The organism is Nonomuraea guangzhouensis (genome assembly GCF_019396345.1).
GTDB lineage: Bacteria > Actinomycetota > Actinomycetes > Streptosporangiales > Streptosporangiaceae > Nonomuraea > Nonomuraea guangzhouensis.
Genome location: NZ_JAHKRM010000014.1, coordinates 201,253 through 225,094, shown reverse-complemented (window position 1 = coordinate 225,094; position 23,842 = coordinate 201,253). Strand labels below are relative to the sequence as shown.

23 protein-coding genes are annotated in these 23,842 nt (G+C 68.4%); 11 read left to right on the top strand and 12 right to left on the bottom strand.

The features are described from left to right. Positions 1 to 36: 36 nt before the first annotated feature. From KME78_RS67345 to KME78_RS28765, 9 genes are all read right to left on the bottom strand, one after another. Complete coding sequence (locus KME78_RS67345) at positions 37 to 1,707, bottom strand: restriction endonuclease (RefSeq protein ID WP_219532506.1); 1,671 nt, start codon at positions 1,705 to 1,707, stop codon at positions 37 to 39. Positions 1,708 to 2,291: 584 nt separating this feature from the next. Continuing rightward, a complete protein-coding gene (locus KME78_RS67340; RefSeq protein WP_219532505.1) occupies positions 2,292 to 4,166 on the bottom strand; it encodes an NAD-dependent epimerase/dehydratase family protein in 1,875 nt (624 codons plus the stop codon). Then, positions 4,163 to 4,810: a histidine phosphatase family protein gene (locus tag KME78_RS28795; protein ID WP_219532504.1), complete on the bottom strand. Its 648-nt coding sequence runs from the start codon at positions 4,808 to 4,810 to the stop codon at positions 4,163 to 4,165. Before KME78_RS28795 ends, KME78_RS67340 begins: the two co-directional genes overlap by 4 nt. Beyond that, positions 4,807 to 5,559 (bottom strand): phosphotransferase, encoded by a 753-nt coding sequence (locus tag KME78_RS28790; RefSeq protein ID WP_219532503.1) that lies wholly within the window; start codon positions 5,557 to 5,559, stop codon positions 4,807 to 4,809. The genes KME78_RS28795 and KME78_RS28790 overlap by 4 nt, the downstream gene beginning before the upstream one ends. After that, a complete protein-coding gene (locus KME78_RS28785) occupies positions 5,556 to 6,320 on the bottom strand; it encodes a class I SAM-dependent methyltransferase (RefSeq protein WP_219532502.1) in 765 nt (254 codons plus the stop codon). Before KME78_RS28785 ends, KME78_RS28790 begins: the two co-directional genes overlap by 4 nt. A gap of 121 nt (positions 6,321 to 6,441) precedes the next feature. Next, a complete protein-coding gene (locus tag KME78_RS28780) occupies positions 6,442 to 6,954 on the bottom strand; it encodes a P-loop NTPase family protein (RefSeq protein ID WP_219532501.1) in 513 nt (170 codons plus the stop codon). 78 nt (positions 6,955 to 7,032) lie between these two features. Beyond that, entirely contained in the window at positions 7,033 to 8,088 is a 1,056-nt protein-coding gene (locus KME78_RS28775) for a glycosyltransferase family protein (protein ID WP_219532500.1), read from the bottom strand. After that, the gene (locus tag KME78_RS28770) at positions 8,085 to 9,800 is read right to left on the bottom strand and encodes a carbamoyltransferase family protein (RefSeq protein WP_219532499.1); all 1,716 of its coding nucleotides are present in this window, start codon (positions 9,798 to 9,800) and stop codon (positions 8,085 to 8,087) included. The genes KME78_RS28775 and KME78_RS28770 overlap by 4 nt, the downstream gene beginning before the upstream one ends. Before the next feature lie 5 nt (positions 9,801 to 9,805). Then, the gene (locus tag KME78_RS28765; protein ID WP_219532498.1) at positions 9,806 to 10,753 is read right to left on the bottom strand and encodes a thymidylate synthase; all 948 of its coding nucleotides are present in this window, start codon (positions 10,751 to 10,753) and stop codon (positions 9,806 to 9,808) included. 211 nt (positions 10,754 to 10,964) lie between these two features. On the opposite strand from KME78_RS28765, the gene KME78_RS28760 reads away from it, so the two are divergent. Both KME78_RS28760 and KME78_RS28755 read left to right on the top strand, forming a co-directional pair. Further along, positions 10,965 to 12,170 (top strand): NsdA family TPR-like regulatory protein, encoded by a 1,206-nt coding sequence (locus KME78_RS28760; RefSeq protein WP_219532497.1) that lies wholly within the window; start codon positions 10,965 to 10,967, stop codon positions 12,168 to 12,170. Next, complete coding sequence (locus KME78_RS28755) at positions 12,170 to 13,093, top strand: bifunctional diaminohydroxyphosphoribosylaminopyrimidine deaminase/5-amino-6-(5-phosphoribosylamino)uracil reductase RibD (protein WP_219532496.1); 924 nt, start codon at positions 12,170 to 12,172, stop codon at positions 13,091 to 13,093. Before KME78_RS28760 ends, KME78_RS28755 begins: the two co-directional genes overlap by 1 nt. 86 nt (positions 13,094 to 13,179) lie before the next feature. On the opposite strand, the gene KME78_RS28750 is transcribed toward KME78_RS28755, so the two are convergent. Beyond that, positions 13,180 to 13,389 carry a hypothetical protein gene (locus KME78_RS28750; RefSeq protein WP_219532495.1) on the bottom strand — a complete coding sequence of 70 codons (210 nt, stop codon included), beginning with the start codon at positions 13,387 to 13,389 and terminating at the stop codon, positions 13,180 to 13,182. Positions 13,390 to 13,764: 375 nt separating this feature from the next. Here KME78_RS28750 and KME78_RS66365 point away from each other — a divergent pair, with 375 nt between their 5' ends. Together KME78_RS66365 and KME78_RS28745 are read left to right on the top strand one after the other, a co-directional pair. Further along, positions 13,765 to 13,896 carry a hypothetical protein gene (locus KME78_RS66365; protein ID WP_281428887.1) on the top strand — a complete coding sequence of 44 codons (132 nt, stop codon included), beginning with the start codon at positions 13,765 to 13,767 and terminating at the stop codon, positions 13,894 to 13,896. Between the two features lie 106 nt (positions 13,897 to 14,002). Next, positions 14,003 to 14,560 (top strand): phosphate-starvation-inducible PsiE family protein, encoded by a 558-nt coding sequence (locus KME78_RS28745; RefSeq protein ID WP_219532494.1) that lies wholly within the window; start codon positions 14,003 to 14,005, stop codon positions 14,558 to 14,560. A gap of 103 nt (positions 14,561 to 14,663) precedes the next feature. Here the strand turns inward: KME78_RS28745 and KME78_RS28740 are convergent, their stop codons facing one another. Beyond that, a complete protein-coding gene (locus KME78_RS28740) occupies positions 14,664 to 16,520 on the bottom strand; it encodes an MFS transporter (protein ID WP_219532493.1) in 1,857 nt (618 codons plus the stop codon). 69 nt (positions 16,521 to 16,589) lie between these two features. Between KME78_RS28740 and KME78_RS28735 the strand changes: the two genes are divergently transcribed. Then, positions 16,590 to 16,841 carry a hypothetical protein gene (locus tag KME78_RS28735; protein WP_219532492.1) on the top strand — a complete coding sequence of 84 codons (252 nt, stop codon included), beginning with the start codon at positions 16,590 to 16,592 and terminating at the stop codon, positions 16,839 to 16,841. A 7-nt stretch (positions 16,842 to 16,848) separates the two neighbouring features. Here the strand turns inward: KME78_RS28735 and KME78_RS28730 are convergent, their stop codons facing one another. Beyond that, positions 16,849 to 17,277 carry a DUF2267 domain-containing protein gene (locus tag KME78_RS28730; RefSeq protein ID WP_219532491.1) on the bottom strand — a complete coding sequence of 143 codons (429 nt, stop codon included), beginning with the start codon at positions 17,275 to 17,277 and terminating at the stop codon, positions 16,849 to 16,851. A gap of 136 nt (positions 17,278 to 17,413) precedes the next feature. Between KME78_RS28730 and KME78_RS28725 the strand changes: the two genes are divergently transcribed. From KME78_RS28725 to KME78_RS28705, 6 genes are all read left to right on the top strand, one after another. Then, positions 17,414 to 19,918 (top strand): LuxR C-terminal-related transcriptional regulator, encoded by a 2,505-nt coding sequence (locus KME78_RS28725; protein ID WP_219532490.1) that lies wholly within the window; start codon positions 17,414 to 17,416, stop codon positions 19,916 to 19,918. Between the two features lie 63 nt (positions 19,919 to 19,981). Then, positions 19,982 to 20,113, top strand: a complete 132-nt coding sequence (locus KME78_RS66360; protein WP_281428886.1) for a hypothetical protein — start codon at positions 19,982 to 19,984, stop codon at positions 20,111 to 20,113. 36 nt (positions 20,114 to 20,149) lie between these two features. Next, positions 20,150 to 22,042, top strand: a complete 1,893-nt coding sequence (dnaK, locus tag KME78_RS28720; RefSeq protein ID WP_219532489.1) for a molecular chaperone DnaK — start codon at positions 20,150 to 20,152, stop codon at positions 22,040 to 22,042. A 1-nt stretch (position 22,043) separates the two neighbouring features. Continuing rightward, the gene (locus KME78_RS28715) at positions 22,044 to 22,568 is read left to right on the top strand and encodes a nucleotide exchange factor GrpE (protein ID WP_219532488.1); all 525 of its coding nucleotides are present in this window, start codon (positions 22,044 to 22,046) and stop codon (positions 22,566 to 22,568) included. Further along, on the top strand, positions 22,568 to 23,542 hold the full coding sequence (locus tag KME78_RS66355) for a DnaJ C-terminal domain-containing protein (RefSeq protein WP_219532487.1): 975 nt from the start codon (positions 22,568 to 22,570) through the stop codon (positions 23,540 to 23,542). The genes KME78_RS28715 and KME78_RS66355 overlap by 1 nt, the downstream gene beginning before the upstream one ends. Then, positions 23,539 to 23,835 carry a chaperone modulator CbpM gene (locus KME78_RS28705; protein WP_214640716.1) on the top strand — a complete coding sequence of 99 codons (297 nt, stop codon included), beginning with the start codon at positions 23,539 to 23,541 and terminating at the stop codon, positions 23,833 to 23,835. Before KME78_RS66355 ends, KME78_RS28705 begins: the two co-directional genes overlap by 4 nt. The last annotated feature ends 7 nt before the right edge of the window (positions 23,836 to 23,842 follow it).

Sequence of the window (23,842 nt, the reverse complement as noted above, 5' to 3'; positions counted from 1 at the left end):
GAAGGGAAGCGGTGCCTGCGACATGCATAGGCGGCGTTAGGGCCTGGGAGACGTGTTGAAAGGCGAGCGACCGGTTCCTTGTTTGTCGATGGTGAACTCGCGATGTAGGTACTGGCGGAGAAGCCACAGGAGCCGTTCGGCGTCGTAGAGCTCGACGCCGAGCCGGGTGGCCTCTTGGTGAGCCTGGGGAGTGAAGCTGGACGTCGTGATCACGATGGCCTTGTTGAAGTCGCGTTCGGTGATGGAGCCGATGATCTCCCGGACTGTGTCGACACCTACCTTGCGGTGGGGCGCGTATCGCTTGGCCTGGATGGCGACGCGGCCGCCGATGAACTCGGTGGTGTTGATCGCGACCAGGTCGATGCCGCCGTCTCCGCGTGAGCGCGTTGGTTTGACCTCGGTGAATGCCGGGATAGCAGAGAAGAGCTGAACCATGAGCCGCTCGAACTCGAAACCGTCCAGATCGAGGAGGTTCTGGGTGGTGTCCAGGTCGATTGCCGCGTCTATTTCGTCGGCATAGGGCAGGTCGTCCCAGGGGTACTCGATGATCGGCTGGACTGGGTGGTACTGGTGCGGGGTGCGCGACACTTTCGCGTGCAGGTAGCTCAGGCAATCCAACGGTTTGATGCGGGACAGGTCGAGCCCGTCGAACACCTCGCGGGTCACCTCGACGCTGATTAGGCACCAGTGGACCTGTTGTCCTGTGGCGGTGTTGATGGTGTCGACGTAGCCATTACAGACTGCCTCGTGTAGGCGGCGCTCGCGGTCAGCGGCGAAGACCGACCGGATGGTCCGCAACGCCATCTGACCGATGACCTCGTGGTACAGCCTGTTCCGTTCCTGCTGGCTGAGCAGTTGGTATTTCAGCCTTTTGCGAGTGGTGAGGTATTCGCACGCTTTCTCTTCCGGCATGGCCTCGAGCAACGGAAGATCGATGTCGACCATCAGCCGGCCTTCGACCGGCTGATAGGCCACTTTCACGTTCGTCGGGAAGTCGGCTGGATAGCGTCCGGACCCCAAGACCTGGACGAAGTAGTCGGCGACCGCCTTACGTTTACCCTCGGCGTAGTCCGCAGCCCAGCGATCCACCGCCTCGTGCTGATGCTCGATCCGAACGTGGTCCTGGCGGCGCGACTGCTCATGCCGGGCACGGGCGGCTTCCAGGTGAGCATGGCGCTGGCGCTCGCGTTCTGCGTGCGCGGAGACATCCCGCTGGAAGCGCTCTCTTCCTTCTTGCTCGGCCAGGACGTGCGCCCGCCTTCGACCAGGGGAGAGCATTGCTAGGGCAGACAACGGAGCTGGAGCATAGTCTCGTTCGTCCGGCGGCTGGGCTGGGGTTGTCAGTTCCGGCGAAGGGCGGAATTCCGGGGTTCGCCAAGGTTGTTTCAACATCTCGAATGAGATGTACGGATCCTCGTGCAGGGTGCTGGTCAGGAGTGTTTCCAGCTCGGTGATCCGCGCCCGGAGAGTCCGGGTGATGGCGTCTGCCTCTGCGGTTGCGGCTGCGAGCTCCTTTTCCCGCGCACCTTGTCGATCGCGTGCTGCCTGCTCACGCTGTTCCCGAGCCGCGTTCTTGGCGGATTCCTTTGCCCAAGCGGCCGCAGCTTGCTGTTCAATCTTCGCGGTTTGCTGCTTGGCTCGCTGCTGATCAGCAACGACTTCGCTGATCAACCCGGTGATGGTCGGCTTACGTTTGCGCCCGCTCACGGTGATCGGCTCTCCTTGTCTTGATCCCGTTTCACGGTCCATGAGGTCATCGCGCGCGGCAAGACCCTTCGCAAACAACTCACCGATCCGACACGGTCCATAGGCCCCGATTCAGAGGGCGTTGCGTGAGTTGATATCCCCTTTCGTCTTCTGGGAAGTCGGCGGTCGAGCCAGTTGGTGCGCGACCACTCCGGCTCGGACGGCGACATGCTGGCCCAGATCAAGGGCGGTACCGGCGATTGTCTCGGAATCCTGTTTTGGCGTATTCGATCGTATTGTGGCCGTGGGATGCCGCTCGGCATCGGCATCTCACGGCCGCGCCGCCCGCCTATGCGGGGCGGCTGGGCCGCAGTTGGGCCAGGGCGGTTGGTGCACAACCACGGTGGGGGTGGTCGGGCGCGTCGAGGCGTCGTGGCTACGGCGTCTCGGGCGGCGTAGCCGTCAGCGTTGGCGACCCTTGCTGAAGGGCGCGGATCTCGGCGTCAGCGACCTCGCGGTCAAGCAGTGCGTACAGCTGGGAGGTCCCCGTGCTGGCATGGTCGAATCGGTGGCGGACCGCTTCGATGACCACCCCGGAATTCGGCTTAGACCGTCTCTACCGCAATGGTCGAACGGCTGCGATTGGCGGTGAGCCATTCGAGTTGCGCGGTCATACCGGTGAGCAGATCGGTGGTCGGCGTCCAGCCGAGCAGCCGATGCGCCGTGGATACGTCCGCGCAGGTGACCGGGACATCGCCGCTACGCGCGCTGGTTGAGCGGACGTTGATGGGCCGGCCGGTGATCTGGCGGGCCAGGTCGACGGCATCGTTCAGGCACGTGGTGCCACTGGCCCCGACGTTGATCACGCTGTTCGGCAGGTAGACGGTCCCTGCCGCGATGGTCGCGGCGACGGCGTCATCGATGTAGGTGAAGTCGCGACGCTGCTCGCCGTCCCCGTAGATCTGGAGGGTCAGGCCGGTCGTGGCGGCGGTAAGGAGCCGCTGGACGAACATGTCTTCCCGTTGGCGAGGTCCGTAGACGGTGAAGTACCGCAGGGCTACCACGGTGGTGTCACAGTCGGATCGGGCCGCGTGAGCGAGGCACAGTTGTTCTTCCGCGAGCTTGGTGACCGCGTACGGGGAGGCGGGCCGCGGGTGGTCGGATTCAGTGCTGGGCCGGCCACCGGTCGCGCCATAGACGCTTGAGGACGACGCGACTACCAGCCGCGGGATGCGCAGCCTCGTGACCGCGTGCATGAGCCGCTGGGTGGCCGAGATGTTGGAGGCGACGTAGTCGTCGAAGTCTGCGCCCCATGATGGCTGGACGCCCGGGACGCCGGCCAGGTGGAAGACGACGTCGGCGTCGAGCAGTAGGGGCTCGATGGCGCAGGTACGCAGGTCGCCGGTGGCGAAGATGAACCCGGAATGGTCACGGATGTCAGCTAGGTTCTGCGCGGTGCCGTAGTTCTTGGTGGGGTCGCGGCGGTCGACGCCGATGACGGTCACGCCCTGTTCGAGTAGCGCTTGGCATAGATGTGAGCCGATGAATCCGGCTGCGCCGGTGACGACGGCCCGGCGAGGAAGCATGGTGGGTGCGTTGTTCGAGAAGGCCGAGGCGGTCATGGTGGTCCTTCGCGGTCGGCGGAGATCGGTGATGAGCATGCGGCCATGGGCGAGCAGCTCCGCGTTGCCTGCTTCGTGGCCGCGTACCAGTGCGGTGATGGCTTCCAGAGCGCCGAAGCGCTCCAAGAGTTCCTGCTCGGAGGGGCCGAGAGAGCGGCCGTAGCCGTCCAGAAACGCCGCGCGAAGGTGAGGGGCGCGCAGCCAGTAGCGGTGTTCGAGGCGGCTGAAGTCGCGGATGCGGGCGTCGAGGCGGGTGTGCTCGAAGTCCAGGACGCCGACTTCGCCGGTTGTCCTGACGACCCAGTTGCGTGGTTGGTAGTCCAGGTGGCAGACGGTGGTTTCGAGGGTTTCGGCGGTCATCTGGTCGGCCCAGGCGTGCAGGATGCGGAGGTCGGAGGGGGTGATGAGGGCGGCCAGTTGGGCGCGGGCGGCCCACCAGCGCATGCGTTCAGCCAGGTAGGCGGACACGCCGGTGCTGCTGTGTGGGTCGGGTGAGGCTTGGTGCAACAGCCGGAGGACGCGGCCCGCGGCGCGGTGGGCCTGTCGTTCGGCGGAGGAACCCTCCGGGAGCTGTGCGGCGCGTTGTCCTGGCAGGACGGTCAGCAGCAGGGACAGGCTGTCGGGGTCGGCGTGGACCAGGTGCGGGGCGTGTTCGCCCAGGGATGGCACCCAGGTGGCATAGGCGCGGGCTTCGGCGTGGAACCGGTCCGGGCTGTCGTGGTGCTTGAGGATGTAGCGGTTGCCGTCGTCTGCGGCCAGGAGCATGAGGTGCGGCGGAAGGTCGAGGCGTGGCAGCCGCGTGACGGAGCCGAGATGGCGGCGGGCCATGGCTATGAGACCGTTTTCGACGGCGTTCACGAGCCGGCCAGCGCGGTCAAATGGGCGGTGTTGTTGTGGTGCAGCAGCATCCAGCGTTCGTCGTCGAATCGGTTGCGGTGAAGTTGCCAGTGGGTGATGGAGGCGTGGTCGACGGTGAAGCTGGTCATCAGCCCGGGGTGCAGGTCGAGCAGCAGGGTGTGGGTGGCGAGCACGGTTTCGCCGTGAGCGGCGAACAGGATGCGCGCCCCTTGGTGGTTGCGGATGAGGTCGGCGAGGACCTCGCCGGCGAGCTTGAGGTAGCCGTTCCAGGTGTCGGAGCCGGGCGCCCATGGCTGATCCGGGTGGGCGTGGGGGCCGCCTCGGAAGGCCGTCTTCACCTCGTGCCAGGGCTTGCCGTCGGCTTCTCCGTGTACGGGGCCGTCGAGCGTGTTGCTGATGATCAGTGGCAGGTCGAGGGCGTCTGCGAGGATACGGCCGCTCTCCCGAAGCCGCTGCCGAGGCCCGCAGTACAGGTGGGTGAAGGGGTTGGCCTCATGCTCGGAGACAAGGCGGGCGGCGGTCACGGTCATCTGCTGGCGGCCGAGGTCGGTCAGTCCCGTGCAGGTACGGGGTCCGCCGACGACACCGTTAACGTTGCACTGGGCCTGGCCGTGCCGGACGAAGGTCAGTTCGGTGACGATCACTTCAGATCCTCCGGAGTGGGGCGGACGGTCGACCATGGGTGCCGGTAGCCGCCCTTGCCGAGGTAGGGCAGGGTGAGCAGGTGGTGCAGTTCCGCGTATCCGAGGAACTCGTCGATGGGCACAGATGGCAGCCCGGCATGGGTGAGCGGCAGGTTGTAGCAGCTCAGTGCAGCGGTATAGGTCTCAGGCGGGAGCGGTCCGTCGGTCATGGCCAAGGCGACCAGTAGCTTGGCCAGGTCGTAGCCGAATGGAGCCAGGGTGAGATCGTCAAGGTCCACCATGACCGGCCCGCCGCTGGTGATGAGGACGTTGCGTGGGTTGGTGTCCTTGTAGAAGGCGGCTGGCGTGGCAGGGTGCGGAGACAGGAGCGGTTGGACGGCGGCCATCTGGCGCACGCTGATTAACCCGGCCTCGCAACGCCTGTGAAGCGCCGCCATCCGCGGCGAGGCGAAGTCGGCCAGTTCGTGTCCCCCGGACATCGGGTGCGCGTGGGTGAGCAGGGCGCGGTGCAGGTCGCTCGCCCAGACGTCGGCGTGGGCCTGGCCGAGGGCGGCGGCTACCGTGGGCACGTCGGCGACCACTGCGTGACGGCCGTCGACGAAGCCCAGTTCGAGGCGGTTGGCGTGCACGGCCACAAGGGGCGGCAGTTGCAGTGACTTGGCGTGTTCAGCGAGCCATGTGTGGTGGGCGACGGCCCATTCGAGGTCCTTGCGCGTGGAGTACGGCTTGCTGAAGGTGTTGAGGGTCATGGCATGTCGCCTCGCGTGGCGATCAGGTATGTGATGGTGGAGGTGGCCGCTACCGTCCCGTCCTCGATTCGGGCGCGCAGCGCCGTGGCGATCGTGTCCGGATTGGCGACCATGCCGGGCGGCAGCTCGTACTTGGGGCTGGTGGCCAGGTAGGCGGCGACGTGGTCCAAGCCGGTGAAGGCGAACCGGTGCTCCTCGTGCTCCACGTGGACGACCGTCAGACTCGGCGCGATGAGGGCCTCCAGGTTGCCGCCGTGCGCCGTCTCGTACAGGCTCGGCCGCAGCTCCGCGTGGGGGTCTATCTCGGCGGCGGCGACCAGGCGGTCGAGGGAGCGGTAGCTGTCAGCGGACTTGGTGACCAGGATGACTATCCCGTCCGGAGAGAGCATGCGGGCGATCTCGGATATGACGAGACGTGGGTCGGGTGCGTGGTAGAGGCAGAACGCGGCCACTACCAAGGTGCAGGAGGTGTTCGCGACCGGCAGCCGGTGGAAGTCTGCCCGGACATACGTGATCGCCGTGGAAGCGTCGGCGAGCTGCGCACATCGGATCTGGGCACGGGCGGCGGCCAGCATCGACGCTGAGGCGTCGATGGCCAGGAGTCGCTTCGGGCGTAGACGCTCCGCCAGAATCCGTGTGCTGGTGCCGCGGCCACAGCCGATGTCGGCGACGATCGCCTGCCGTGGATCGGCCAACTGGTCGGCGGCCAGGTCAGCGATGACCTCGGCGACGGGCCGTCCCTGAACCTTGGCCCGGTGCAACGCTGAAGTACGAGCGGCCAGGCGGGATCCGTCCCGGTACAGACCAGACGTGACGACTGGGTGAGTGAAAGCGTTGCCTGCCGACATCACGGGTGCCGCCCGTCCATGCCGCTAGGGCGGGTCAGCGGCTGGCGGCTACCTGTTCCAGCCAGCGGCGCGTCTCGGCGCGGCCGGTGAGGAAGACCACGCGTTTGCCCACGGCCAGCTCGTTGATCTTCGCCAGTACTTTGGGTCGCATGCGTCTCCGGTAGGTGGCCACGTAGGTGAGCACGCCCCAGTGGATGCGGTTGTAGACGCCGGAGGTGTGCTGGCCGGCGCCATGCCGGACCTGGCGGGAGAAGATCCCCCACAGGGCGGCCCAGGTGGGCACGTCCATCATCACCACGGTGTCGCATGCCTGGAGTCGGACGTGCAGCGAGGAGTTGTAGTTGCCGTCGATCACCCAGCGCGGTGCCGCGACCAGCTCTTGCTGGGCGGCCTCGAACTTCTCCGGAGGCAGCGGGTTCCACTCGTCGTCGAAGTAGATCGCGTCCAGATGGGTGACCGGCGCATCCAGCAGCTGGCCGAGTTCGCAGGCTATGTGGGACTTGCCGCTCCCACCTGACCCGATGATGGCGACTCGGTTCATCTGCATGGCGCTCCACGATAGCCGGGACGGACGTGACCAGCGGTGCAATGGCAGGTGGGTCGAGGAGGTCCCGCGGGGCGGTGCTCATCGGCGTGCCCCGATCGTCTGGGGACGGAGAGGGGCGAGTTCGGCCAGGATCTCCTGCAACGTCTGCAGTTGGTGGCTGAGCCGGAACATCTCCAGCTTGGCCAGGCACGCCGCGATCAGGTTGGCGTGCTCGGTGGTTGCGGCGATGGACCACAGCCGCTGCACCGCGGTGACCACCTCGGCTCCGTCATTGACGATCAGCTCGTCGGGGACGAACCGCTCTGTGTGGGCGATCGTGGCGGGCGCGAGGGGCAGGCATCCGGCCAGTAGCGCCTCGAAGATCCGCTGGGTCATCTGGCCCACGGCGGCATACCGGTCTGGCAGCAGCAGAACCGTGGCCAGGCTCTCGCCGTACATGCGGGATACCTCGCGGAACGGCACCCTGCCGACGAAGGTGACGTGGGGCCACCGGCGGGTGTCGTGCCATTTGCCGGCCACCCAGTGCGGCAGGCGGGCCGCTGCGGGCGCGAAGTAGCGGTGGAACGCCTCGTCGCGGTCGTACTGGTTGCCGATGTAGCTCAGCGGGAACGGCCGAGCCTGAGCGGCAAGCGCTACCGGGTCTGCCGCATGCAGAAGGGCGTCGTCCAGCGGGAACAGCAGCGAGCGGGCCCCCGGCGAGGGTGACACTGCGGCATCGCACACCACAACGCCGCTGCGGCGGCGCAACGGATCGCCCGCCGGGAGCTGGCGGTCCTTGTCCCAGATGATCGTGGGCAGGCCGAGCCCATCGGTGTAGTGGCCGAGGAGTTCGGCTTGCCGATGCAGGTCGCAGGTGTGCCCCTGGGCACCGCAGGCGGTGGTGTTGCGACCGGGGATCGGCCAGCGCCATTCGGTGAACAGCACGTCGACATCGGGCAGGCCCGAGTCGAACCGGTAGGGGGCGGCGATGCGGTCACCGGCTTCGGCCAGGTCACGGTCCGGTTGGAGGAATACCACCTGGTGGCCTGCGGCCTGGATGGCGTCGATGAGTGGGCGGCGGTGGCTGCGCCCGCCGTCCGGGGTGTCGGTGATGCCCGACCCTAGAAAGCCCCAGAAGCTGTAGCCGATCTTCATGATGTGATCCACCGGCCTTCCAGTAGCAGGGCGTCCAGGCCGCTGTTGGCCAGGCAGTCCAGCGCCATGTCCGGAGTGCCGCAGATCGGTCGACCCTTGACATTGAGGGAGGTGTTGATCAGGACCGGAACGCCGGTATGGCGGGCGAACGCGGTCAGCACGTCATGCATGAACGGGTTGCCGTCCTTGGTGACGGTCTGCACGCGTGCGGTGTCGTTGGCGTGCACGACGGCGGGGATCTGCTCGCGGGCCAGCTCGGTCACGCCGGATGCCATCGACATGAACGGCGCCTCCTGGCCGAGGGTGAAGTAGTCGGCGGCGCGCTCGGCCGTCACCATGGGCGCGAACGGGCGGAATGGCTCTCGGAACTTCACCGTGTCGTTGAGCCGCGCGACCACGCCAGGGATCAGCGGGGAGGCCAGGATAGAGCGGTTGCCGAGCGCCCGAGGACCTGCCTCGACACGCCCTTGGAACAGGCCGACGATCTGACCGTTGGCGAGGTGTTCCGCCAGGGACTCGGCGGGATCGCCGTGAACCTGGTGCGCCGTCAGGCCCGGCCAGGCTGCGAGGTCAAGTGGATGGTCGGGGAAGGAGGGGCCGAGGTAACACGCGCCCGCGATGCCAGCCAGAGGGCTCGCGTTTCCTTCCAGGTGTACGGCGGCGGCTGCGCCGATCGCGGTACCGGCGTCCCCCGGAGCGGGCGGCACGAACACCTCCGTGAAAAGCCCCGACTCGATGATCTTGCCGACGGACACGCAGTTGGTGGCGACGCCTCCTCCGAGGCACACCCGCTTCATCCCGGTACGTGTCCTGGCCAGGCAGGCCAGATACAGCATCACCTGCTCCGTGCGCTCCTGGAGCGCGGCGGCCAGGTCCCGATGGGCCTCGGTGATCGGCGCGTCCGGGGCTCGGCGTGGGCAGGTCTCAGCGGTGAAGCGGGGAGTCAGGCGGGTGTGGGACGACGAGAGCACTCTGGGCGCGAAGTGGTCCGGGTTCAGGGCGAACCCGGACTCGGTGATCGGGATCGCGTGGGCGAAGAGGGTACGGAAGCGCGCCGGGTCGCCCAGGGCGGCCAGCGCCATCACGGTGCCTTCCTCGTCACCGCGCCGCCAGCCCAGGTGCTCGGTGACCGCGCCGTAGGCGTAGCCGAGTGAGGCCGGATCGGTCAGAGCGTGAAGGGGGTGCAACACCGGTCGGCCCGGCTCGGGCTGGCGTCCGACCGCGAGCGTGGTGGTCTGGGCCTCGCCGAGGCTGTCCACGACCAGGACGGCCGCGCTCTCCCACCCGGACGCGGCGAAGGCGTACATCTGGTGAGTTCGGTGATGCAGCAGTGGGTGGATACGAGCGTGTGGAAACCGGCGGCTCAACCCCTGGGCTCGGCGAACGGTGCGCAGTCCGACCTTGGCGAAGCTGGCCGCGCGCATCAAGGCACGCTCACGGGTCGCGGGGTTCGTGAGCATGCCGAGGGCCGTCGGAACGGCCCGCAGGTAGTGGAGGCCGTGGAAGTTGTAGGCGACCTCGTTCACCTGGTCGGCGGTGATGCCCGCCTCGCTCAGCAGCCAGGCGACCGCGTGCTCGGGATAGGCGCGCGTGTGCTTGGCCCCGGACAGACGTTCTTCCTCGACAAACCCGGTCAGCTCACCGTCGACCAAGAGGGCAGCGGCCGAGTCGTGCGTGTAGGAGCACAGACCCAATACGACATATGGCGGCATCGCAATCACCGCGCCAACGGCGCGGACTCGCCCCGGCTCTGCAGAGCCGCGTACCAGGCCCGCAGCCCTTCGCCGAGCGGGCCACCGATGCCCTCAGCACTGCGTACCGCGACTTCGCGGTGGCCACGCTTCCATTGCTGATAGCTGGCCAGGACTGCGGCCATGGTGTCCCAGCCGGAGTGGTGGACCCGCCGGCCTGACCGGACATCGGCCAGTAGGGCGTCGAACCCCTCCCACGGCGTCTCCAGCGAGGGGAGCTTCCCGGCAGCCGTATCCGGCTGGAGAACAGTGACCGCCTTGTCCAGGTCGCGCTCGTACAAGTGGAGGGAGTCGACATGGTGGTGATAGTCGCCCAGCTCGGCACCCAGCCAACCGGCCATCAACTCGTGCAGGGTGGTGGCGGCGAAGATGTCGTAGGGCAGGCCGGTCCACAGGTCCTGGCTCCGCATCGTCGTCGCCATGTGCAGGCGCCCCTGGCGCAGATGGAAGCGGTAGCCCAGAGTGCAGGGCACGTCCCGATGCCCGCCGGCGTCGCGGGCGGGGTCGTAGAGCTGAATGACCGCCCGTCGGGAGTCGGGGTCGCCCTGGAGGGTGGCGAGCGCATGGGCGAGCTGGTCGACGTGGCCGTCCCAGCAGCGCATCCGCGGCCCGTAGGCGCCTCGTAAAATGCCGTCGTCCTCCGCGTACTGCCGGAGTTGACTGTTGAACTCGTAGATCCAGGGCGCATCGGATCCGGACAGAATCCAGACGGTCTCGGCGACAGCGAATGCGGCGTTCAAGACACGGCCAGGAGGAGCGTAGAGCAGCCGCGCGCGAGGGTCACCGAGCAGCAGACGCACATCGAGTAGCTCACGCGTGTCCATGCCGCGCGGGCTGACCTTCTCCCCGTCGATGGTCAGTCTCACCGCACTGGCGAACAACTCGGTGATCGTGCTACCGGAAATGGTCGTCACTGATGTCCCCTTCCTGGCCCGCTTCAAGGGCAGGTGTCGGGTGATAAGGAGTCCCCGAATCGAACAGCCCGGCCGGAACGTGACTCCGGCGCCGGACAGGCACAGATCCATCACAGCCTGGTGAGACACAGTGGCGGGAGGGGAGACTGAGGGAAGCACGAGGAAGGCTTTCCGCCCCCTTCCCTCCCTCTTCGCGGTGAGGTGCATACGGATGGATGATCAGGTGACGCCCGAGTGGGCCATACGGCTCCGCCAGGCCAGGCTGGACCGGCTCCTCAGCCAGAAGGGCCTGGTACGGCGCATGCGCCAGGCCGCCGGGGACGACATGCCGCTCGCGCAGACCGCGAGCCTGTGCCGGAACATCCGCTACTGGGAGGCAGGGACCTACAAGCCCAACGCCATCGACCGCATGCTGCTCTGCAAGGCCCTCGACATGAGCGAGCCTGAGCTGTTCGGCGGCCAGGCCCCGAAGAACGCGACGCCGCTTCGGCGCAACGCGCAGGCCTCGATACCCGCTGGGAAGCAGTTCGGCGACGTTCTGGATCACCTACGCGAGCAGTGGCACCTGCTGGTGCAGCGCGACAACCTGCTGGGCCCTCGGCACACGATCCCGGCGGTCTGTGAGCAGATCACCGTCCTTGAGGAACTGCTCGTCCCCGCCCGCGGAAGCGACCGCGTCGAGGTGCTCCGGTTGGCGACTCGGTATGCCGAATCGGCGGCATGGCTGCATGAGGACGCCGGAGACATGGAGCAGGCCGAACGCTGGACCGACCGGGCGGCGACCTGGGCCTACGAGATCGGCGATGACCAGATGATCGCGTGGACCATGTTCCGGGGCAGCCAGCAGGCGATGAGCGGCCGACGCGCCGGTGACGTACTCGGCCTGGCCACCTCCGCGCTCCGGCAGACTGATCTGCCCGCGCCCATGCAAGCGGCGATCATCCAGCAACAAGCCCAAGGACACGCACTCGACGAAGAGGAACGACCCTGCCAGCGGAAGCTGGACCAGGCGCACGCGCTGGCCTCCTCGGTGCACGATGACGGCGACGCCCGAGGCGGACACGGGTCGTTCTGCACGCCCGCCTACGTCGAGATCCAGCGCGCCCACTGCTGGCTGGAGCTCAAGCAGCCCGCCCGCGCGGTCGCCACCTACGAGAGCGCCCTACCTGCCTTGCCGGCGGTTTACCGACGGGACCGCGGAATGGCCCTGGCCGGTATGGCTGCCGCTTATGCCGGCCAGGGAGAGCCCGAACACGCTGCCACCACCGCAGGGGAAGCTCTCGACATCGCTCGTGCTGCCGGTTCGGTGAGGATCATCAACGTGCTGACCTCGGTCGAGCGCTCGTTGAGCATCCATCGCCGGCTCCCCTCCGTGGCCGCGTTCCGGCTGGCCCTCGCTGACGCGGTGGCAAGCTGATGGCCTCCAGTCTCGAACTCCAGGCCATGCGACGGGCCATCGCCCTGTCCGCCCACGGACTCGGCTCCACGAGCCCCAACCCGCCCGTCGGCTGCGTGATCCTCGACGCGACCGGCCAGCCGATCGGCGAGGGGTACCACGCCCGCAAGGGCGAAGCCCACGCCGAGGGGAACGCCTTGCTGGCCGCCGGCCCCGCATCAAGAGGCGGAACCGCCGTGGTGACACTGGAGCCCTGCAACCACGCCGGGCACACACCCGCCTGCCGCCAGCTCCTGATCGACGCCGGGATCGCCCGCGTGGTCATCGCCTTGATCGACCCCACCTCCAGAGGAGACGGTGGCGTGAACGAGCTGCTGAAGGCCGGGGTTAGCGTCGAAACCGACGTACTCTCCGAGGAAGCCCTACTTGTGCTCGGCCCATGGCACACCTCGCTGGCCCTGAGCCGCCCCGCCCTCACCTGGCTCTACGTCGAGACCTCCGAAGGACAGGCCGGAGCGCTCCAGCGCATCCCTTCAGCGCGCGACCTGCTCCTCATCGCCGATGCCGTCCTGGACGCCGATGGACGTCTGGACGAGGCAACGCCGCGCAGCCATGGATCGGGCATGATCCGACTGCCTGCCGACCCCCACCAGCTCGATCATCGAGAGCTCCTGGAGACGCTCCACGCGGGCGGAGTCCGACACCTACTGCTCGACGGTGGCACGGAGTTGGCCGCGCCCTTCCTGACAGACGATCTTGTGGATCACGTCGTTGCCTGCCTCCCAGATCGAGGCCCGTCCTCCCAGCCACGACTCACCAGCCAGGGGGTGATGATGCCGGACGGCTTCCAGCTCACGGGGATCAGCCGCATCCCGCGCTACGTGAAAGTCAGCGCAATCAGAAGGGACAGAACAGGACAAGATCGCTCCTCCCCGCTCTCCTAGCCCATCAGACGTCTGCGCCCTCTCTGCACCCACCTCAGAGGCCGTCGGACGTGGCAGGGAGATCGGCGACCGTGGTCTCACAGGGATTAGCCCCAGCCACGTTCGTCAGCCTTGTTGATGGTGTATACGAGCAGCATCAGGCCTGAGGTGACCAGGAACGCGCCTAGCAGGTCGGCTCCCGCGCCAAGTCCGCGGTCGGGCGTGAAGAGGTGTACGGCCAGGGCCACGATGACGACCCCGATGGGGACGTTGATGAAGAAGATCGAATGCCAGCCGGCCAGCCTGGGTGAGCACACCGCCGGCGATGACGCCGATCGCCTTGGCCTGTTCGCGCGGCTCGGTGAAGACCGTCACGATCAAGCCCAGGGTCACGGCGCTGGCCATGGCACCGCCGATGCCCTGGAGGAACCGCCCGGCAATCAGCAGTTCCTGGTTTCCCGCCAGGCCACAGAGCAGCGAGGCCGCGGTGAAAACGTCAGGCCGCTCAGGCTCAGTCCGGAAATTCGTGCCCTTCCTGAGTGGACCGTGATCTCGATGGCGGTTCCTGTCGAGCCCGCCGACGGCACACAGATCAGGCCCAGCTCTGGCGTCGGCGGAGCTTCCGCAAGCGCTCCCTACACAGGCGAGAGCGTCGGATCGGTGGATCCGATGGACGACGGCTGCAGCCGTCCTTGCGCTGGCTGCGATTGCGGCCGTCGTCCGCGCCGCCGATCCCGGCGACATCGCCCGGCTGGGTGCGCACCCCCGAGGAGACGCTGACCGTCTACCGCGCCGCGAGCGGGGTGTCCGAGCTGGGCAGTTGATGGCTGGCACCGCACCGGACCGGGAGATTCGCGCGTGCCGGACCAGGGGTATGGGCACTCTGTACGACGGTCGCCGGCACACACAGCACGATCACAGGTACAGCCCATGAACAACCCACCGGACACATCAGGCGCGCCCGGACCTCCGTCTCCGGCCGACGCCGCGGTACACAAGGTCGCCCAGAGGCCGGAGAACAGGCGGCTGCTGGCCATGCTGGCCGCCGCCGAGCACGGGATCCTCTACCTAGTGTCGTTCGCGCTGCTGGCCCTGGGCGTCGGCATTCTGGCCCTGATGATCCTTACGGTCGTCCAAGGAGGAGCGTCCGGCACTGAGAAGATCATCGTCATCCTCGAGGAGCTGCTCCTTGTGCTGATCGTGCTGGAGATCTTCGTGACGGTGCAGACCCACCTCGCGGGCGGCAGCCTGCAGCTCGAACCGTTCATCATCGTGGGCATCATCGCGATCATCCGCCACATCCTGTCCGTGGTCGTCCGGCTGACGATCCCGGGGAATCTGGCGGCGAGCCGCCAGCAGCTCATGGAGCTGGTCGTCTACGCAGGGAGCGCCTTGATGCTGGTCGCGGCGCTAGCGCTGGTGCGCTGGTCGCAGCGACGGCCCGCTTTGTCCGCCGACGGGCGCGGCGACTCCAGTGCTTCCGGATGAGGGCAGGCCGATCCCGCCGTCAGCCCTCTCCAGCGTCCACCGGCCGTGGAATATGTCCCCGGCCGGGACGGGGACGAGGTACGGCGACGGATAGGTGCGGAGTTTACCTCTGCGGCGAGCCGTACCGGCCGTCTGGCAGTGGGTGGGCACGTCCCTCTCGGATGGTCTGGCGCAGGGCGACGCGGAACCGGCCGGGACCCCATGCGCGGGCGTGGACGCGCAGTGCGAGGGTCTGCCGGTCGGCCGGGCCGTCTTCCTCCAGAGCGCGGACGAGCAGCTCGATCTCCCGATCGAGCTGCTCGTCGGAGACGGCGGTGAATCGGCTGGTCGGCCCACTGGTTCCGAGCATGCCTGGAGAGGGGAACGTGCTACCAGGTCCCAGCCGGAAGCGGCGGGAGCCTGTGGAGTCGTGTTCGCGGCGCAGGCGGGTGCGGTCTCGGCGCTCCAGGTCCCGGAGCTTTTCCTGTCGGGTCATGCCTCGCTCGCGCTCGTCCTTGATCATGGCGGCGTGCTCAGCGGGTTGGGCCTCGGCCTCCTCCGCCGTCAGCGGACGAGCGATGTTCTCCAGCGATTGCTGTTCGGCGCGGACGCCGAGTAGCAATTCGGCGATGCCGCCGATGGCCATGGCGACCGCGCCGATGAAGAATCCGAGTGCGACCAGGCTCATGTTGCCGCTGTGGATGAATTGGCCGAACAGCGCCGGTCCGGTGATGCCGCCGACCGCGGTGCCGACCGCGAAGAACAAGGCGATGGCCAGCGCGCGCGTCTCCATCGGGAAGACCTCGCTGACGGTCAGGTAGGCGGAGGCTGCTCCCGCGGAGGCGACGAAGAAGGTCAGGGCCAGCAGAGCCATGAATGAGTTGGTGGACAATGCCTGGTTGAGCAGCAGGATGGCGATCAGCCCAGTCAGAGCGGCGGAGACCAGGTAGGTTCCGGCGATCATGGGTATCCGGCCGACGGTGTCGAACCAGCGTCCCAGCAGGAGAGGCCCGAGGAAATTGCCGAGCGCGAAGACGGCCATGAAGTACGGGATATTGCCGGAGGTCACGCCGAAGAAGCCGTGCAGCAGCGTGCCCAGGTCGAAGGTGACGGCGTTGTAGAGGAACGCCTGGCCGATGAAGAGGGCCAGGCCGAGGATCACCCGGCGCGGGTAGCGCTTCATGGCCACCCTGGCGATCTCCCGGAACGGGATGGCGTCGCGTTGCCTGACCGTGATCTCGCCCTTGGGCGGGGGCAGGTCGCCGCCGATCTCAGCCTCGATCTGGTCCACGATGCGCTCGGCTTCCTCGGCGTGGCCGTGGATGAACAGCCAGCGGGGACTCTCGGGAAGGCTTCGACGGGTGAACATGATGGCGAATCCGAGCACACCGCCGATGATGAACGCCAGCCGCCAGCCGATGTCCATCGGGAAGAGGGCGGTGCTGAGGAAGGCCAGCGCGGCGACGCTGCCGATGGCCGCCCCGACCCAGTAACTACCGTTGATGGCCAGGTCCACCCGGCCCCGGTTGCGTGCCGGGATGAGCTCGTCGATGGCCGAGTTGATCGCCGCGTACTCGCCCCCGATGCCCATCCCGGTCAGGAAGCGCATGAGGAACAGGTACCAGGGCGCGAACGCGAAGGTGGTGGCCACGGTGGCGGCCATGTAGAGGCCCAGCGTGAACATGAACATCTTCTTGCGGCCAAGCCGGTCCGTGAGCTGCCCGAACAGCAGAGCTCCTACGCACGCGCCGGCGACGTAGACGGCCGCCGCAGTGCCGATGTCGGCACTGTTGACGGCGATGCCGCTGCCGCGCTCCGTCATGCGGGAGGCGACAGCGCCGACGATGGTCACCTCCAGCCCGTCGAGGATCCACACCGTTCCCAGGCCCAGCACCACTCTCCAGTGGAATCGGGACCAGGGCAGCCGATCCAGCCGGGCCGGGATGTTGGTCCGGATGACGCCAATGCCTTCTGTGGTCATGGTCAAAGCTCCTTCACGGAACGTCCTTCAGCGGTGCTCCGGAGGGATGTCGGCAGTAAGGTCGTTTTGATGCTTCTTTGTCGGATTTTCGGGCATCGTTTCCGCTTCGAGGACGAGGGGGAGACGATGCGCTGGCATTGTCAGCGCGGCTGCGGAGCAGGCGGCGCCAAGCGCTACGCGAGCGCCCGGGACGCCGGCCGCTACGCCCGCGCCTTCGACAAGGAGGACCGCGACGATCTCGGCAAGCGAGCTCCCCTGGTGGGCCTCCTGCCGCTGCGACTCCTCCGCGCCCTCCGCGAAAGCAGCCGGAGGAGGAGCTGACATGTCGCTACGGGAACATGGAGGCGAGTTCCTTCGGCATCCCGGCCTTCACGTCCTCCCACTCGCCTTCGCTGATGTGACGCTTGAGCACCTCCAGGACCGTCCTGACCATCTCCTCCGTACTCCCGTCGTGGTCGAAGGCCATCTCGGCGCCTATGCGGTCGAGGAACTGCTCGCGGTTCGCCTTCACCGGGACGCTGCTCGGCCGCCAGCCGTCGAAGTAGACGCCTCGCAACAGCAGCGGAAGCTGGGCGGCCAGGTGGGCACTCGCCTCCACCGTCAGCCTGTCACGCAGCGCGTGCAGCACGGCGCGCAGCGCGCCGTAGGAATGGTTGCGCCGCTCCGAGGGCCAGCCGCAGGCCTCCTCGATCTCGTGCAGGACGCGGTTGGTCTTGTCCACTGTCCGGTTGAACGGCGCGTAGCCGGTTTCTGCCATTTCGCCGACTCCTTTCCGGGCATCACCTCAACTCTTCTCCCGGCTGCTCCCCGGCCACATCCCCGAGACGTGCAGTGGCGCGAAAGATCTGCAGGAGCATGGGCTTCACCATTCCCCGGCGGGCAGGAGGTCTGACATGCGGGAACGCGAACTGGAATGGCATGAGGTGGCCGGCCTGCTCGACTCCGTTCAGGCGGGCAAGGCCGCGACCCTGCTGGTGGACGGAGAGCCAGGGACCGGCAAGACCCGGCTGCTCGACGAGTCCGCAGCCACCGCCGGCGAGCGCGGCATCGCCGTGCTCCGGGGCGCGCCGGAGGAACTGGGCGAGCTGGTGCCGTGTGGCATCCTGTTCGAGACCCTGGACCTGCGGCTCGACCCGGGCTCGCGGGCGCTGGAAGCGTTGCGAACGGGCTTCGAGGAACGGGCCACGGCTCCGGTCCTGGCAGTGCTCGACGACCTGCAGTGGGCCGACCCGGCGACGCTGGTCGCCCTGCGCACCCTCCACGGCCTGCTCGAACTCCAGCCGATCGGGTGGCTGCTGAGCCGCTCAACCGCCAGCGAACAGGACCAGTCCGCCTCCCTGTTTGACCTGCTGGAGCGACACGGGGCCGGCCGGGTGCGGCTCTCGTCGCTGTCCCCGTCTGCGGCCGTCGCCCTGGCCACAGACACGCTCGGAGTCGAGCCGGATCCGGAGACACTGGCCCTGGTGGACGCGGCGGGTGGCAACCCGCTGCTGATCATCGCGCTGCTCACCGGCCTGCGCGACGAAGGCCAGGTCGACGAGGGCCAGGTCCTCGACGGCATCGCCCTGCGCGTCCCCGACCGGTTCATCAGAGTGGTACGGCACTGGATCGACGGCCTGAGCACAGTCGCCAGGAACCTGGTGGAGACGGCCGCCGTGCTCGGCCGGTCGTTCGACCCCGAGCAGGCCGCGGCTCTGCTCGGCACGACACCGGCCGCGCTGCTGCCCGCGGTGAAGGAGTCCATGGCAGCGGGCATCCTTGCCGCTACCGCGCACGATCTCGCCTTCCGCCACGAACTGGTCAGGCTCGTCGTCGCCGAGCGGGTCCCGCCGCCCGTACGGCTGGCACTGCTGGGTCAGGTCGACCTGGTCGCGGTCGTCGACACCGCGATAGCCGAGGGGAGGCTGCGGGAGGCCGAGCAGTTGGTCCGCGGCGGCCTGGCCGAGAACTCCTTCGCGCACGCTTCGACGCACAGCTTGGCCGAGCTGCGCTGCGTGCTTTCGGATGTTATGTACCTGACCGGCAGCCTCGAGGAGGCCATGCGGGAGGCCGAGACGGTGCTGGCCGTGCCCGACCTTCCCGGCCACATACGCGACCGGGCACTGCTTGTGCGCCTCTCCACCATGACGCGCCTGCGCAGCGACGGGGCGTCCGTCCGCGCGTACGCGCAAGAGGTCGTCGAGGGAGGATGCCGGCACGGCGCGGTGCTCACAGCGGCGGCCCTGATCGCGCTGGCGGAGACGGAGCGGGACGAGGGCCGCCTGACCGACGCGCTGGCGCTGGCCGCCGACGCCAGGCAGCTGACCGGCGCGAACGTTTCGGCCGTGCATCCGTACGACGCCCGGCTGGCCTCCGCCGCGATGCTCACCGACTTCCACCGGCTGGACGAGGCGCGGCTGCTCGTCGAGGACGCGCGCGAGGACATGTCCGCCCACGGCCACCACGCCTGGGAGGCCGACATCTCCGCTCTCGTGGCGCGCTCCGAGCTACTCGAAGGGCGGCTGGACGGCGCCGCGAGCGAGGCCGAGCGGGCGCTGAGCCTTGCCGCTGACCGGGCCACGCCCCTGCCCGCCGCAGTGGCCACCGCCGTCCTGGCCACGGTCACGCTGCGGCGCGGCGACCTGCGGGCGGCCGCTCGGCACATGGCCGGCCTGGACGGCGACTCGCCCGGCCACGCCCTGCTGACGGCCCAGATCACGGAGGCGAGCGATGGGCCGCTGGCGGCGATGCCCCTGCTGGCCGGCCTGCTCGAACGGCAACGCTCGACGCTTGCCGTCAACCCCACCGCGAGCGCCTGGCTGGTCCGCGTCGCCCTCGCCGTGGACGACCGCGAGGTGGCCAAGACGATCGTTGCCACCGCAGAGGAACTGGAGGCCGTCAACCCGGGTGTGCTCGCCCTGACCGCGTCCGCCGCGCACGCGCGCGGCCTGCTCGACGGCGACCGCGATGCGCTGACCCAGGCCGCCGCGCGCTCCGACGACATGTGGGGGAAGGCCTCGGCCACGGAGGACCTCGGCGTCCTGCTGGCCGCCGACGGGCGGCACGACGACGCGGTGGGAAGCCTCGACCGCGCGCTCGCGATCTACCACGAGATCGGATCCGTCCGGGATTCGGCCCGCGTCCGCAAGCGGCTGCGCGGCATGGGCGTGCGCCACCGCCACTGGAGCTACGCCGACCGGCCCGTCTGCGGCTGGGGCAGCCTCACCGAGACCGAGCTCAACGTCTCGCTCCTGGTCGCCGACGGATGGTCCAACCGGGAGGTGGCGGAGCAGATGTTCATCAGCGCGCACACGGTCGCCTTCCACCTTCGGCACGTCTACCGCAAGCTGCAGATCAACTCCCGCGTCGAACTCACCCGCCTCGTGACGATCCGGGGGCGCGACGAGCCCGGCGACTGACGCGTGAGCGCCAGAACTACACGTATGGGGGATGTGACGCGGCAGCTCCCGCGAAAGCTTCAAATGGTGTGGGTCTACGGACTGATCGCGCATGCGCTGACGGGCGGCCGGCGGGACTTCGTCTCGGAGAGCGGCTTGGTGGCCGACGAGCACCAAGTCCTCGTCGAGTCGGAGAGCGCGCCCCCGGGCGCGTGAATCGCTCGAAAGCATCAATCGCTAGGGGGAGCCGCAATGGCGAAGGCAGTAGGCATCGACCTCGGCACGACCAACTCGGTGATCGCCGCCACGGAGGACGGGCATCCGACGGTGATACCGAACGCGGAGGGCGCCCGTACGACGCCGTCGGTGGTCGCGTTCACCGACCAGGGTGAGCGGCTCGTGGGCCAGCTCGCCCGTCGTCAGGCCATCCTCAACCCGAAAGGGACGATCTACTCGGCCAAGCGCTTCATCGGCCGCCGATTCGACGAGGTCAAGAGCGAGATCAACGCCGTCTCCTTCGACGTGGCGGAGGGGCCCGACGGCAGCGTCCGCTTCGACGTCAAGGGCAAGCAGTACGCGCCCGAGGAGGTCTCGGCCCTCGTGCTGCGCAAGCTGGCCGCGGACGCCGCGAAGTATCTCGGCGAGAAGGTGACCGAGGCCGTCATCACCGTCCCGGCCTACTTCAACGACGCCCAGCGCCAGGCGACCAAGGACGCAGGGCGTATCGCGGGACTGGAGGTCCTGCGGATCATCAACGAGCCGACCGCCGCGGCTCTGGCGTACGGGCTGGACAAGAAGGGAAATGAGACCGTGCTGGTCTTCGACCTGGGTGGCGGCACGTTCGACGTCAGCGTCCTGGACATCGGTGAGGGGGTCGTCGAGGTACGTTCGACCTCCGGCGACGGGCACCTCGGCGGGGACGACTTCGACCGCAGGATCGTCGACCATTTGGCCGATGAGTTCCAGAAGGAGCAGGGCATCGACCTGCGCAAGGACCCGCAGGCCCTGCAGCGGCTGTTCGAGGCGGCGGAGAAGGCCAAGGTCGAGCTGTCGGAGGTGACGCAGACCACGATCAGTCTGCCGTTCATCACGGCGGACGCCGCGGGGCCGAAGCACCTCAACACCACTCTCATGCGCTCCACGTTCGAGCAGATCACCGCCGACCTGGTCGAGCGCTGTGTCCATCCCGTGGAGCAGGCGATGGAGGACGCCAAGCTCAGGCCGTCGGACATCGACGAGGTGATCCTCGTCGGCGGGTCGACCCGCATGCCCGCCGTGCAGAACCTCGTACGCAGGCTGACCGGCGGCAAGGACCCCAACATGACGGTGAACCCGGACGAGGTCGTGGCCATCGGCGCGGCGATCCAGGCGGGCATCCTCAAGGGCGAGGTCGAGGACGTCGTCCTGCTCGACGTCACGCCCCTGTCGCTGGGCGTCGAGACGCTCGGCGGCGTCATGACGAAGGTCATCGAACGCAACACGACGATCCCGGCCCGCCGGACCGAGACTTTCAGCACGGCCGACGACAACCAGAATGCCGTCGACATCGTGATCCTTCAGGGGGAGCGGGAGCGGGCGGCCGACAACCGGGTGCTCGGGCGCTTCCGGCTGGAGAACATCCGGCCCGCGCCGCGGGGAGAGCCGCAGATCGAGGTCACCTTCGACATCGACGCCAACGGCATCCTCAACGTCACCGCCCGCGACAAGGACACCGGCGCCGAGCAGAAGGTCACCATCAGCGAGACCTCCACGCTGGACAAGCAGGAGATCGAGCGGATGATCCAGGACGCCGAGCAGCACCGCGACGAGGACCTCCGGCTGCGGCAGATGATCGAAGTCCGTAACGAGCTGGACTCGGTCGCCTACCAGGTGGAACGCCGCCTGCAAGAGCTCGGCGACGGTGTCCCCGTCCACGAGAAGGCGCGTGCCGAACAGCTCGTCCACGACGCCCGCGAGGCGATCAAGCAGGAGGCGCCGATCGACCGGCTGCGCGGCCTCAGCGGCGAACTCCAGCAGGTCAACCAGGCGCTGCAGACCAGCCAGTCGGCCAACGTGCCCCCGCAGGGCAGGTCGGAGAGCGCTTCGGGCGGCCCGGCCGACGACGACGTGATCGACGCCGAGTTCACCACCTCTGACACGGAGTGACATGAACGGCCACGAAGAGCGTACGGACCAGGATGGTGCGCGGGCGGTTCAGGCCGGCACCGACGAGGCCGAGCCGCTCGCGGAAGCGGAGGCGAAGCTGGCGGAGCTGGAGGACCGGTGGCTGCGTGCGGTCGCCGAGCTGGACAACGTCCGCAAGCGCATCGCCCGGGACACCGAGCGGCTCCGGGTCGAGGAGCGGGACAAGGTGGCCGCCCAGTGGCTGCCCGTCCTGGACAACCTGGAGCGCGCGCTGAGCGCCGCCGATGGGGACAGCGACGCCAATCCGCTCATCCAGGGGGTGCGCGCGGTGCGCGACCAGGCGGTCGCCACGCTGAACCGCCTCGGCTACCGCCGCCGGGACCAGACCGGCGTACCGTTCGATCCCCAGCACCACGAGGCGGTCTCGACCGTCGAACGCGACGACGTCGCACCCGGCACCGTCGTGGAGGTGCTGCAGCCCGGCTACGGCGACGACCAGCGGCAACTGCGCCCGGCGGTGGTGGTGGTAGCCAAGAAGGCGGAGTGATGGCCGACCGACGCGACTTCTACGAAGTGCTCGGAGTCGGCCGTAGTGCCGACCAGGACGAGATCCAGCGGGCCTACCGCAAACTGGTCCGCAAATACCATCCGGACGTCAACAAGGATCCGGGGGCGGAGGACACCTTCAAGGAGATCTCGGAGGCGTACTCCGTGCTCTCGGATCCCGAAAGGCGCCGCAAGTACGACGCGTTCGGGCACGACTTCCGCCAGGTGCCGCCCGACGTCGACCCCGAGCAGTACGCCAGGGCCCGTTCCCGCGCTCGTGCCCGCTCCGGAGCCGGAGCCGGAGCCGGAGCCGGAGCCGGAGCACGTGGCGGAGGTGGCCAATGGCGCACGAGCGACGACTTCGGGACCGGCGCCGGAGGTATCGACTTCGAGGACCTGCTCGGCGGCATGTTCGACGGCCGGGGCAGGCGCTCCTGGGGGCCGGTGCAGGGCGCGGACCAGGAAGCCGAGCTGACAATCCCGGTCGAGGAGGCCTACCACGGCGGGGGCCGGACGATCACGCTGGGCGGAGGGCGGCGGCTGGACGTCACGATCCCGCCCGGGGTGACGGACGGCCAGCGCATCAGGCTGGCCGGCCAGGGAGGCCAGGGGAGCCAAGGCGCCCAGCCGGGCGACCTCTACCTCATCGTCCGGATCGCCGAGCATCCCCGCTACCGCGTCGAGGGCCGCGACCTGCACACCTACCTGCCGCTGGCCCCCTGGGAGGCCGCGCTGGGCGCCACGGTCGCCATCGACACGCCGGGCGGCGAGGCCAAGCTGAAAGTGCCGCCGGGCACCTCGACCGGGCGCCGCCTGCGGCTGCGCGGGCGCGGCATGCCCAACCCCCGCGGCAAGCCCGGCGACCTGTTCGCCGAGGTGCGGATCGTGGTGCCGGCCAAGCTCACCGAGGAGGAGCGGCGCCTGTTCGAACAGCTCGCCGCCACGTCCCGGTTCAACCCGAGGAGGGGCTCATGACGACGTACGCGATCGTCCGCCCGACACGGCTGGGCCTGGACTCCTATGCGCGGGTCACCGGGCTGCACCCGGAGACCATCCGCCGCCTGGTGGTGCTCGGCTTGCTGGAACCGGTCAGGGACGCCAGGGGAGAGCTCTGCTTCCCGCTCTCCCAGGTCGCCGCGGCCGCCCGCATCCGGCGGCTGCACGAGGGCCTGTCGATCAACTATGCCGCGATCGGGCTGGTGACCGACCTGCTCGACCGGATCGAGGCGCTGGAGAGCTCCCTGCGTACGCACGCCTCACGACACTAGGGGGACT